Source organism: Sphingomonas sp. FUKUSWIS1, from assembly GCF_000733135.1.
In the GTDB taxonomy this organism is placed as follows: domain Bacteria; phylum Pseudomonadota; class Alphaproteobacteria; order Sphingomonadales; family Sphingomonadaceae; genus Sphingomonas; species Sphingomonas aerolata.
In genome coordinates, this window is record NZ_JPJC01000112.1 from 6,701 (window position 1) to 17,075 (window position 10,375).

Genomic DNA, 10,375 nt, shown 5'->3' on the forward strand with positions numbered 1-10,375 from the left:
AGGATCATCGCGTCGGGGCTGTTGGTGACCATCATCTCGTCGAACGCGAGCAGCCGGGTCTCCTCGGCGATCGCGGTGGCGACGGGGACGATCGGGTCGCCGACCTCCTTGCGACGCTCGGCGGCGATGCGCGCATGGACCTCGAGCATGAACTCGCCGAAATGGACGCGCCGCTTCTTCTCGACCGCGACCTCGGCGAAGAACAGGTCCATCAGCATCGACTTGCCGCGGCCGACCCCGCCCCAGAGATAGACGCCGCGCGGCGCCGGTTTTTTCGCAAAGCGCGCGAAGAAGCCGGTCGCGACGGGTGCGGCGAGTTCGGTGGCGAGCGTGTTCAGGCGCGCGGCGGCGGCGGCCTGTTCGGGGTCGGGGCGGAGTTCACCCGAGGCGACAAGCGCTTCGTAGGCGGCGAGGACGGTCATTGGTCTTTACCACCCCGGCGGAGGCCGGGGCCCAGGGGGAAAGGTTGCCGTGATGGATCGCTACGCTTGAACAATGATCGTGTCCCAACTGGGCCCCGGCCTTCGCCGGGGTGGTGATAGCGGTCGGGGTCAGCCCTTCGGCGGCTTAGGCGACGGCTTGCGGATCGTCGCGGAGAAGGCCGCGATCTTTGCCTCGTCGTCGCCTTGCACCACGAGGCCCCGCAGGAACAAGAGGCGGCCGGTTTCCTTGAGCACCTCGACCTGCGCCTCGATCGGGGCGCCGATCCGGCCGCCACCGATGAACTGGGTGTTGAGGTCGAGCGTCACGGCCGTGCCGGCGGTGATCAGCCCGAAGCCACGCGCGGCGGCGAACAGCGCGACGTCGATGAAGCCAAGCAGCGCGCCGCCGTGCACATTATCCTGCAGGTTCGAATGGCGACGCTCGGGCGTGATGCGGACGCGGACGCGGTGGCCGTCGACGCGGTAGAGCATGGGGCCGAGCAGCGTGTTGAACCGGGTCGGGTCGGACAGGGTCCAGCTGCGCCAGCCGGGGTTTGCGGGGTCTTCGGCGTCGAGGAAATGGGGGGTATCGGTCATGAGTTCCGTTCGTCCTGAGCGAAGTCGAAGGACTTTTGGGAGCGCCACCCCCTGCCCCGGGGCCTGTGCTTCGACTTCGCTCAGCACGAACGGGGTTGGGGGAGCGCCACCACCTGCCCCGGGCTTGTGCTTCGACTTCGCTCAGCACGAACGGGGGTGGGGGAGCGCCGCGCCCTGCCCCGGGCCTGTGCTTCGACTTCGCTCAGCACGAACGGAGGGTGGAGCGAGGCGGGGCGAGAGCGAGGGGACCGCCCTCCACCCCCTCAGATCAGACGATCCGTTCGGCTTCCATCTTCTTGATCTCGGCGATCGCCTTGGCGGGGTTGAGGCCCTTGGGGCAGGCGTTGGCGCAGTTCATGATCGTGTGGCAGCGATAGAGGCGGAACGGATCCTCGAGCTCGTCGAGCCGCTCACCGGTCATCTCGTCGCGGCTGTCGGCGAGCCAGCGATAGGCCTGGAGCAGGATCGCCGGGCCGAGGAACTTGTCGGCGTTCCACCAATAGCTCGGGCACGAGGTCGAGCAGCAGGCGCACAGGATGCACTCGTACAGGCCGTCGAGCTTCGAGCGATCCTCGGGCGACTGGAGACGCTCCTTGCCCGAGGGCGGCGGGGTGACGGTCTGGAGCCAGGGCTTGATCGACGAATATTGCGCGTAGAAATGCGTGAAGTCGGGGACGAGATCCTTGATCACGTCCATGTGCGGCAGCGGGGTAATCTGGACCTCGCCCTTGCAATCCTCGATCGCGGTGGTGCAGGCGAGACCGTTCTTGCCGTCGATGTTCATCGAGCAGGAACCGCAGATCCCCTCGCGGCACGAACGGCGGAAGGTCAGCGAGCTGTCCTGCTCGCCCTTCATCTTGATCAGCGCGTCGAGCACCATCGGGCCGGTCTCGTCGAGGTCGAGCTCGAACGTATCGTAACGGGGATTTTCGCCGCTATCGGGATCGTAGCGATACACCTTGAACGATTTCAGCCGCTTGCCCCCGCTGGTCGAGGCGTGCTTGACGCCCTTCTTAACGACGCTGTTTTTCGGGAGCGAGAATTCGGCCATTGCGAGCGGTCCGTCCGTGGTGTGATGACAAGGTTGTCAGAGCCGATACATGACAGGGGCCCTGCCCGCAAATCCTTAGCTTCGCGGGTGCAACATGAGTCATATGTGGGGCGGGGCACGGACCGCCGCAACCGTCAGATGATGTCGAGGATCAGCCCGAGATCGCGCGCTTCCTCCGCCTCGATATACCAGTTGGACGGCGCCTTGGCCTTCAGCTCCTCGATATCGACCTTGGTACCGCGGACGAGATCCCGAAAGCCCTCTTCCTGGATGTTGATCGAATCCTCGATCTCGTGGAGCTTGGCCTTCAGCGTATAGGACAGCGCGTTGAGCGGGCCGTTGAGCTGGATCGTGCTCGTCATCTGGCGCTCATGGATCATCAGGCGGCTGTTGCGCGTGAGGAAGCGGCTGTCGGCGGGAAAGGCCGACATGAAGGTGGCGCCCGCCGAATAGACCGCGACCTTGCCGAGGAACAGCGTCTCGCGATCGGTATATTCGCGCAGCAGGCGGATATGGTCGCCCATCGCGCGCGCCATTTCGGGGTCGCCGCCGAGCGTGGTGATCGAGACGACGAGCGGCCCCTCGGTCGGCGCGGCCGCGACCTGCGCCTTGAAGCTGTCGTACATCGCGTCGTCGACGGGGCCGTGCAGCTGGACATGGGGGACGGCGAGCAACGGATAGTTGCGCGCGTTCGAAGCGGGGGAGGTGTCGGTCATGCGCGGGCAAACTTACCGCGGTATCGCGCGGTTCCGATGTCGTCCGCAAAAGACCGGGAGTATAGATTCTATACCGAAATTGCGGTAGAGTTGGCCATGTTCGAATTCGACCCGGACAAGAGCGCGGCCAACGCGGTCAAGCACGGGATTGATTTCGTCGAAGCTCAGGCGCTGTGGGGCGATGACGAGCGGATCGTCGTCGGATCGGCCCAGCGCCATGTGGGCGAAGACCGGCAACTGGTGATCGGCCGGATCGGCGATCGCCTGTGGACGGCGATCGTCACCGATCGCGGTACGGCGACCCGGATCATCTCGGTTCGCCGCGCGAGAGATTATGAGGAACTGGCTTATGAACGCGCCCGCACCGGCTAAATCCGTGCTGCACAAGGCTATCTCAGCCGACGAACTCGACCGGCGGTTTGACGAGGGCGAGGATGTCAGCGCGTATTTCGACTGGTCCAGCCCACGCAAGCCTGCGCTGGAGGCCAAGCGCGTGAACGTCGATTTCCCCACGTGGATGGTAGAGAGTCTCGACGTGCAAGCCCGCAAGCGTGGCGTCACGCGTCAGGCGCTCATCAAGATGTGGCTGGCAGATCGTCTGGAAGCGGCAGCGAATGCGCCCGCCGCCCCCTGAGGTCAGACGTCCCGGTCGAGTGCCGGATCGGCCTGTCGCTTGTGCTGGAGGATCCAGCCGACCAGGCCGCCGGGGACGCCGCCGGCGAGCGAGAAGAGCGCGAAGAAGGTGATGGCGATCTTCTGCGGGTCTTCGCCGGGGGCGCGCGTTTCGATGCCGTAGATATAGATCGCGGTGCCGATCGCGACGATCGCCGGCCAGAGAAAGCCGGCGATCATCGGCGGGAACCGCGTCAGCAGCCCCACCGCGACGGGCACAAGGAACCCGATCGCGATGATGGCCCAGATCATCAATAGACCCGCTTCTTGGGCTTGATGTAGTCGACGTCGTCGGTGAGCGTGTAGTCGTGCACCGGGCGGAAATCGATCTTGGTCTGACCGCCCTTGCCGCCCCAGCCGTCGAAGGTGGTGATGGTGTGCTTCATCCAGTTGGCATCGTCACGCTCGGGGAAATCCTCGTGCATGTGCGCGCCGCGCGACTCGGTGCGGTTGGCGGCCGAGTTCATCGTGACGACGGCCTGGCCGATCAGATTGTCGAGCTCCATCGTCTCGACCAGATCGGTGTTCCAGATCATGCTGCGATCCTTCACGGCGACGTCGGTCATCCGGTTGTAGATGCCCGCCATCTTCTCGACGCCCTGGTTGAGCAGTTCGGTGTCGCGGAACACGGCGCAATGCTTCTGCATCGTCTGCTGCATGTCGAGACGGATCTGCGCGGTCGGCGACCCGCCGCTCGCGTTGCGGAACGTGTCGAGACGCGTGAGCGCGAGATCTTCCGACCCCTTGGGCAGCGGCGCGTGCGCGGTGCCGGGCTTGAGCGTGTCGCGGATCCGCAGGCCGGTCGCACGGCCGAACACCACGAGATCGATCAGGCTGTTCGAGCCGAGACGGTTGGCGCCGTGAACCGAGACGCAGGCGGCCTCACCGACCGCGAACAGGCCGGGGACGACCGCGTCGGGGTTGCCGCCGACGAGGTTGACGACCTCGCCGTGGAAGTTGGTCGGGATGCCGCCCATGTTGTAATGCACGGTTGGCGTGACGGGCAAAGGCTGGCGCGTGAGATCGACGCCCGCGAAGACCTTGCCGGTCTCGGTGATGCCGGGCAGGCGCTCTGCCAGAACCTTCGGATCGATGTGATCGAGGTGCAGGAAGATGTGGTCGCCGTTCTTGCCGACGCCGCGGCCTTCGCGCATTTCGAGCGCCATCGAGCGGCTGACGACGTCGCGCGAGGCGAGGTCCTTCGCCGACGGGGCATAGCGCTCCATGAAGCGCTCGCCCTCGGAGTTGGTCAGGTAGCCGCCCTCACCGCGCGCGCCCTCGGTGATGAGAACGCCCGCGCCGTAGATGCCGGTCGGGTGGAACTGGACGAACTCCATGTCCTGGAGCGGCAGCCCGGCGCGGAGCACCATCGCATTGCCGTCACCGGTGCAGGTGTGCGCCGAGGTCGCCGAGAAATAGACGCGGCCGTAACCGCCGGTGGCGAGCACGGTCTGGTGGCTCCGGAAGCGGTGGATCGAACCGTCTTCCATGCACAAAGCGATCACGCCGCGGCAGACGCCGTTCTCCATGATCAGGTCGAGCGCGAAATACTCGACGAAGAAGTCCGTATTGTACTTCAGGCTCTGCTGGTAGAGCGCATGGAGCATCGCGTGGCCGGTGCGATCGGCGGCAGCGGCGGTGCGCTGGACCGGGGGGCCCTCGCCCATGTTCTGCATGTGGCCGCCGAACGGACGCTGATAGATCGTCCCGTTCTCGTTACGGCTGAACGGCATGCCGGCATGTTCGAGCTCGTACACCGCCTGCGGCGCCTCGCGGCACAGATATTCGATCGCGTCCTGGTCGCCGAGCCAGTCGGAACCCTTGACGGTATCGAACATGTGCCAGGTCCAGTGATCCGGCGAGTTGTTGCCGAGCGACGCGGCGATGCCGCCCTGGGCGGCGACGGTGTGCGACCGGGTCGGGAAGACCTTGGTGATGCACGCGGTCTTCAGCCCGCTCTCGGCGATGCCCATCGTGGCGCGCAGGCCCGAGCCGCCGGCCCCGACGACGACCGCATCATAGGTATGATCGATGATCTTGTAGGCAGCTGACATTACGCAGGAGCTCCGGAGAAGGCGACCTTCAGGATCGCGAACAGGGCGATGCCGCCCAGCGTGAAGGTGAACAGGTTGAGCAGGATCATCGTCACGACGCGGCTTTCGCCGTGCATGTAATCCTCGATCACGACCTGAAGACCGAGACGGAAGTGGTAGAAGACCGACAGGATCAGCAACGCCATCGGGATCGCCGCCCAGGACGACTGGAGCCACAGATGCACCGAGGCATAGTCATAGGCGGGCATCCGCGCGACCGCGACCATCAGCCAGGCCATCAGGAAGATGTTGGCGCCGGCGGTCAGCCGCTGCTGCCACCAATGCTGCGTGCCGTGCTTGGCGCTGCCCAGACCGCGGACGCGGCCGACTGGCGTACCCGAACCCATTACTTCATCCCCATGTAGAGCCAGAAGGCGACCGTCAGCAGCGTGCTGGCCAGGATCGTCGCGCGCGCACCCATACGGTTGCGCTTGAGTTCGAAACCGGCGCCGGTGTCCATCACCAGATGGCGGATGCCCGTCATCATGTGCTGGAGCAGCGACCAGGTCAGGCCGATGCCGATGACATAGCCCAGAATGTTGAGCCCGCCCGTATCGGTCGTGAACACGTCGACAAAGGTCGCATAGGCCTGATCCCCCGACGCGATCGCGGCGAGCCACCAGACGAGCAGCAGGCTGCCGACGGTCGCCATGCCGCTGCCGGTCGCGCGGTGCAGGATCGAGACCAGCATGTGCGGGCCCCATTTATAGACCTGCAGATGGGGAGAAAGCGGGCGTGCCGGGTTGCGCGATGCCAAGGGCTGTGTCCTCGAGTACGAAGGGCGAGTAACGAACGGTTTGCCGGTCTATTAGACGCCATGTGCTGCGATGCAACCCATCGCCGCCCGGCTTGATAACCCAGGGCAATGCACAGGGGCCGCCGGACGGTTGGTCGGGCGGGGCGGCGGGCGCCCCCTGCCCCGCGGCATCGATCCCTAACCTGGCCTTAAGGAATCACCGTTAGCGCTGGCCGGGCAACGCGATCCGGAGTTTACCCTTTGACCTCACTCGACATGCCGGCCCCCGGGTCGATCGCCATCCAGATCGACCTGGCCGCACGGCTGCGCGCGTTCGACTTTGACGGCTCGCTCGCGGCGGCCAGCCGCGAGCTCTGGGCGCTGATCGAACCGCATGTCGTCACGATCTCCCAGGCCTATTGGGAACAGTGGCAGCGCTGTTTCAGCAACGAGCGGATCTGGTCGCCGCACGAGGCCGACGCGATGATCGAGGTCGGCTGCAATTTCCTGCGCGACCGCTTCCTCAACACCAATGCGCGCGGCTGGGTCGAATCGGTCGAGCGGTCGGTCGCCGCGGCCTATGCCGCCGACGTGTCGCCGATGGCGCTGCTGTCGATGATCAGCGCGAGCGACCGTGCCGCGCTCGGCGTGCTGATGCAGAGCGTGGCGCGCGACAATGACCGACTTTCCTTGTATATCGACACGCTGATGAGGCTGTCGGCGCTGGAAGGTGAGATCACCGTGGCGATCTATACCAAATATCGCAACTTCTCGGCGCAGGGCGCGCGCGACACGCTGGCGGTCGAATTCCGCGACGGAATCGCGACGATGGTCGAGACCGCGACCGACGAGGGGCATGTCCTGCGCGAACAGGCGGTGCGCAGCTCGGCCTCGACCCGCGCGGTGCTGGGCAAGGCGAGCGAGGTGGCCGCCGCCGCCGAACAGTCCGCGGTGGCGATGCGCGAGGCCGCGCAGACCGCCGCAGGGCTGATCCGCGCGATCGAGGATGCACGCAGCGAGGTCGAGGCCGCGGCCGAGATCGCCAATCGCGCATCCGCACAGGCGACCGACGCGGTCGGCATGTCCGAGGCGCTGAGCGATCACGCCAAGTCGATCGAGTCGATCCTGGGGCTGATCCGAGACATTGCCGGCCAGACCAACCTGCTCGCGCTCAACGCGACGATCGAGGCGGCGCGCGCGGGCGATGCCGGGCGCGGCTTCGCGGTGGTGGCGCAGGAGGTGAAGAGCCTCGCCAGCCAGACCGCGCGCGCGACCGACGACATCGCCGCCAAGATCGCCGCGATCCAGTCGGCGACGCGCGGCACGGTCGCGACCAATGCGAGCATCAAGGCGACCGTCGCGGAGGTGCAGGACAGCGCCGACCGGATCCGTCACGCGATGGAGGCGCAGGCGCAGACCGTCACCGCGATCACCGCCGCGGTCGACGAGACCGCGCTCGCCGCCGATTCGATGTCGACGACGATCGCGGCGATCAGGGCGGATACCGAAATGGTGGCGACCGAGATCGACGGCGTCGGCCGGGGCTTCGACATGCTCGACAGCCGGCTGAGCAATCTGAAGACCAGCGCGGGCGTATTCATCGCGAAGGTGGCTGCATAACGGAGGGCACAAGGGGGGAGCATGACCGCGCCGATCGACCGCATGAGCAATGGCGTGCCACACGGCACGCTGGACTGGGGCAATGATGGCCGGCCGCTGTACGAACGCGTGCGCGACTATGACTGGGACGGCGCGATCGGGCCGAGCTGCGCGACGCTGACTGCGATGCTGGATGCCGCCGACCACCGGCTGATCGCGGAGACGTTCTGGCGGCATTACCTCTCGCTCGAGAGCGCGCTTCATGTCCGGCCTGCCTTCACCCCCGAGCGACTCGAGCGCAGCATCGTCGCGAGCGCGGACTATGTCCGGCTGAAATATCTCTCCCCCTATGACCTGGCGTGGCGGGACATCGCGATCGACCATGCGGTCCAGTCGCGCAAGGCGAACATCCCGCTGCCCGCCTTGCTCGCCGCGCTGGCGTTCGCGCACAGCGTCACGCTCGGGCTGATCGCCGAGCGGGTCGGGACCGACACCGCGTCGATGCGGATGCTGGGCGACGTGATCCAGCGGCTCGCGCTGATCGAGGCGGACATCATGGCGTCGCATCTGAGCGCGTCCGATGCCGAGGCGGCGCGGATCGCCCGCAGCGCGCGGGCGGCGGCGTTCCGTGAGAGCATCGCGACGTCGATCGAGGACACCGCCGAGCTGGGCGCGCGGATCCGCGTCCAGGCGATGGGCGCGTCGACCTCGACCCGCAGCGTGCTGGGCAAGACGAGCGAGGTCGCCGCCGCCGCCGAACAGTCCGCGCTGGCGATGCGTGAGGCCGCGCACACCGCCTCGGGACTGATCTGTGCGATCGAGGGCGCGCGGATCGAGGTCGAGGCGGCCGCCGAGATCGCCAACCGCGCGTCGGCACAGGCGACCGACGCGGTCGGGATGTCCGAGACGTTGAGCGCGCATGCCCAGTCGATCGAATCGATCCTGGGTCTGATCCGCACGATCGCGGGGCAGACCAACCTGCTCGCGCTCAACGCGACGATCGAGGCGGCGCGCGCGGGCGATGCCGGGCGCGGCTTTGCGGTGGTGGCGCAGGAGGTGAAGAGCCTCGCCAGCCAGACCGCACGCGCGACCGACGACATCGCGACCAAGATCGCCGCGATCCAGGCCGCGACGCACAGTTCGGTGACGACCAGCGTCGGCATCCGCACGACCGTCGGCGAGGTCCAGGACAGCGCGCTGCGGATCCGCCAGGCGATGGACGCGCAGGCGCGGACCGTCGCGTCGATCACCGCCGCGGTCGACGAGACCGCGCTGGCCGCCGACACGATGTCCGCGACGATCGACATGATCCGCGGCGATGCGGAGGCGGTCGCCAACGAGATCACGCTGCTCGGCCAGGATTTCGGGCTGATCGACGACAAGCTGAGCGTGCTGCGCGGTGCCGCCGACGGGTTTTCGTCCAGCGTCGCGTGAGCGACCTCACCGCTGTGCAATCGGGCAGGTGACGGACCCTTACCGGGCGCGCTAAGGCCCCGGGCATGACCATCCTACTCACAGGGTCGAGCCGGGGCATCGGCGCGGCCATTCACCAGGCGCTGACCGACGCAGGCGCCACCGTCATCGGGCACAAGAGCAGCAACGGGGGCAGCGCGAGCGGGCTCCCCGCCGACTTTGCCGATCCCGCCGGGCCGACCGCGCTGTGGACCGCCGCGCTGGAACAGGCGGGCGGCACGATCGACGTGCTGATCAACAATGCCGGGGTGTTCGAGGCGAGCCCGCTTGAGGATGCGGACTGGACCGCTCAGTGGGAGCGGACGATGCGGATCAACCTGACCGCGTCCGCCGAACTGTGCCGGCTCGCGGTGCTGCACTGGCAGGCGCGCGGGTTTGCGGGCCGGATCGTCAACATCGCCAGCCGCGCCGCCTATCGCGGCGATTCGCCCGCGCACTGGCATTATGCCGCGTCGAAGGCGGGAATGGTGGCGATGACCAAGACGATCGCGCGCGGCTATGCCCGCGAGGGGATCCTCGCCTTTGCGATCTGCCCCGGCTTCACGATGACCGGGATGGCGGAGGAGTATCTGTCGAGCCGCGGCGGTGATGCGCTGCTCGCCGACATTCCGCTCGGCAAGGTGGCGGACCCCGCCGAAGTCGCCTCGGTCGCACGCTATTGCGCGCTCGAGGCGCCGGCCTCGATGACCGGCGCGGTGATCGACGTGAACGGCGCCAGCCATGTCCGCTGAGAGCTGGAAACTCACCCTCCCCTGCACGCGCGCAGAGGCGGAGGCGATCGATGCGAGCGGCGATCTGGGCGACGCGATCCCGGGCGACGCGGTGCTGATGACCACCGAGGAGATCGAGGACGACGTCGAGTCCTGGCGGCTCGATGCGTATTTCGAGCATGAGCCGGGCGCCGACACGGTCGCGGCGGTGCGCGCGCTGGTGCCGAGCGCGACGGGGGCCAGAATCGCGGTCGAGCGGCTGGCCGCGGCGGACTGGGTGACGATGAGCCAGGCGGGGCTCGAGCC

The 10,375-nt window shown here is 67.1% G+C and carries 13 protein-coding genes and 1 pseudogene; 6 read left to right on the plus strand and 8 right to left on the minus strand.

Going from position 1 to position 10,375, the window contains the following annotated elements; all coding sequences use genetic code 11:
- From zapE to sphsw_RS07820, 4 genes are all read right to left on the minus strand, one after another.
- The coding region (gene zapE, locus sphsw_RS07805; protein ID WP_042466807.1) for an AFG1/ZapE family ATPase at positions 1-422 on the minus strand (422 nt) is incomplete at its 3' end.
- 129 nt (positions 423-551) lie between these two features.
- Complete coding sequence (locus tag sphsw_RS07810) at positions 552-1,019, minus strand: PaaI family thioesterase (protein WP_031440115.1); 468 nt, start codon at positions 1,017-1,019, stop codon at positions 552-554.
- Between the two features lie 268 nt (positions 1,020-1,287).
- Positions 1,288-2,070 carry a succinate dehydrogenase iron-sulfur subunit gene (locus tag sphsw_RS07815; RefSeq protein WP_031393667.1) on the minus strand — a complete coding sequence of 261 codons (783 nt, stop codon included), beginning with the start codon at positions 2,068-2,070 and terminating at the stop codon, positions 1,288-1,290.
- A gap of 134 nt (positions 2,071-2,204) precedes the next feature.
- Positions 2,205-2,786: a ClpP family protease gene (locus tag sphsw_RS07820; protein ID WP_031393666.1), complete on the minus strand. Its 582-nt coding sequence runs from the start codon at positions 2,784-2,786 to the stop codon at positions 2,205-2,207.
- Positions 2,787-2,882: 96 nt separating this feature from the next.
- Between sphsw_RS07820 and sphsw_RS07825 the strand changes: the two genes are divergently transcribed.
- Complete coding sequence (locus sphsw_RS07825) at positions 2,883-3,158, plus strand: BrnT family toxin (RefSeq protein ID WP_031393665.1); 276 nt, start codon at positions 2,883-2,885, stop codon at positions 3,156-3,158.
- Positions 3,136-3,420, plus strand: a complete 285-nt coding sequence (gene brnA / locus sphsw_RS07830) for a type II toxin-antitoxin system BrnA family antitoxin (protein WP_197976043.1) — start codon at positions 3,136-3,138, stop codon at positions 3,418-3,420. Before sphsw_RS07825 ends, brnA begins: the two co-directional genes overlap by 23 nt.
- Positions 3,421-3,422: 2 nt before the next feature.
- Here brnA and sphsw_RS07835 read toward each other — a convergent pair whose 3' ends face one another.
- The 4 genes from sphsw_RS07835 to sdhC are packed head-to-tail and all read right to left on the minus strand — an operon-like array spanning position 3,423 to position 6,242.
- On the minus strand, positions 3,423-3,710 hold the full coding sequence (locus sphsw_RS07835; RefSeq protein WP_031393663.1) for a hypothetical protein: 288 nt from the start codon (positions 3,708-3,710) through the stop codon (positions 3,423-3,425).
- Positions 3,710-5,512 (minus strand): succinate dehydrogenase flavoprotein subunit, encoded by a 1,803-nt coding sequence (gene sdhA, locus sphsw_RS07840; RefSeq protein ID WP_031440116.1) that lies wholly within the window; start codon positions 5,510-5,512, stop codon positions 3,710-3,712. Before sdhA ends, sphsw_RS07835 begins: the two co-directional genes overlap by 1 nt.
- Positions 5,512-5,898, minus strand: coding sequence for a succinate dehydrogenase, hydrophobic membrane anchor protein (sdhD, locus tag sphsw_RS07845; protein ID WP_031440117.1), 387 nt, complete (start codon positions 5,896-5,898; stop codon positions 5,512-5,514). The genes sdhA and sdhD overlap by 1 nt, the downstream gene beginning before the upstream one ends.
- Complete coding sequence (gene sdhC / locus sphsw_RS07850) at positions 5,898-6,242, minus strand: succinate dehydrogenase, cytochrome b556 subunit (RefSeq protein WP_031393660.1); 345 nt, start codon at positions 6,240-6,242, stop codon at positions 5,898-5,900. The genes sdhD and sdhC overlap by 1 nt, the downstream gene beginning before the upstream one ends.
- Positions 6,243-6,563: 321 nt before the next feature.
- On the opposite strand from sdhC, the gene sphsw_RS20795 reads away from it, so the two are divergent.
- The 4 genes and pseudogenes from sphsw_RS20795 to sphsw_RS07870 form a co-directional block, all read left to right on the plus strand.
- Positions 6,564-7,907 (plus strand): methyl-accepting chemotaxis protein, encoded by a 1,344-nt coding sequence (locus sphsw_RS20795; protein WP_031440118.1) that lies wholly within the window; start codon positions 6,564-6,566, stop codon positions 7,905-7,907.
- Positions 7,908-7,928: 21 nt separating this feature from the next.
- Complete coding sequence (locus sphsw_RS07860) at positions 7,929-9,320, plus strand: methyl-accepting chemotaxis protein (RefSeq protein ID WP_200874018.1); 1,392 nt, start codon at positions 7,929-7,931, stop codon at positions 9,318-9,320.
- Positions 9,321-9,385: 65 nt separating this feature from the next.
- On the plus strand, positions 9,386-10,090 hold the full coding sequence (locus tag sphsw_RS07865) for an SDR family NAD(P)-dependent oxidoreductase (RefSeq protein WP_031440120.1): 705 nt from the start codon (positions 9,386-9,388) through the stop codon (positions 10,088-10,090).
- Positions 10,080-10,375: pseudogene (locus tag sphsw_RS07870) on the plus strand (50S ribosomal protein L11 methyltransferase); the annotation flags it as partial. The gene sphsw_RS07865 and the pseudogene sphsw_RS07870, both read left to right, overlap by 11 nt.

What these genes read in the sequence shown, in the direction of transcription:
- sphsw_RS07815 (WP_031393667.1), bottom strand. Translation starts at nt 2,070, where the DNA reads ATGGCCGAATTCTCGCTCCCGAAAAACAGCGTCGTTAAGAAGGGCGTC.
- sdhA (WP_031440116.1), bottom strand. Translation starts at nt 5,512, where the DNA reads ATGTCAGCTGCCTACAAGATCATCGATCATACCTATGATGCGGTCGTC.
- sdhC (WP_031393660.1), bottom strand. Translation starts at nt 6,242, where the DNA reads ATGCTGGTCTCGATCCTGCACCGCGCGACCGGCAGCGGCATGGCGACC.
- brnA (WP_197976043.1), top strand. Translation starts at nt 3,136, where the DNA reads ATGAACGCGCCCGCACCGGCTAAATCCGTGCTGCACAAGGCTATCTCA.
- sphsw_RS07860 (WP_200874018.1), top strand. Translation starts at nt 7,929, where the DNA reads ATGACCGCGCCGATCGACCGCATGAGCAATGGCGTGCCACACGGCACG.
- sphsw_RS07865 (WP_031440120.1), top strand. Translation starts at nt 9,386, where the DNA reads ATGACCATCCTACTCACAGGGTCGAGCCGGGGCATCGGCGCGGCCATT.
- sphsw_RS07835 (WP_031393663.1), bottom strand. Translation starts at nt 3,710, where the DNA reads ATGATCTGGGCCATCATCGCGATCGGGTTCCTTGTGCCCGTCGCGGTG.
- sdhD (WP_031440117.1), bottom strand. Translation starts at nt 5,898, where the DNA reads ATGGGTTCGGGTACGCCAGTCGGCCGCGTCCGCGGTCTGGGCAGCGCC.
- sphsw_RS20795 (WP_031440118.1), top strand. Translation starts at nt 6,564, where the DNA reads ATGCCGGCCCCCGGGTCGATCGCCATCCAGATCGACCTGGCCGCACGG.
- sphsw_RS07825 (WP_031393665.1), top strand. Translation starts at nt 2,883, where the DNA reads ATGTTCGAATTCGACCCGGACAAGAGCGCGGCCAACGCGGTCAAGCAC.
- sphsw_RS07820 (WP_031393666.1), bottom strand. Translation starts at nt 2,786, where the DNA reads ATGACCGACACCTCCCCCGCTTCGAACGCGCGCAACTATCCGTTGCTC.
- sphsw_RS07810 (WP_031440115.1), bottom strand. Translation starts at nt 1,019, where the DNA reads ATGACCGATACCCCCCATTTCCTCGACGCCGAAGACCCCGCAAACCCC.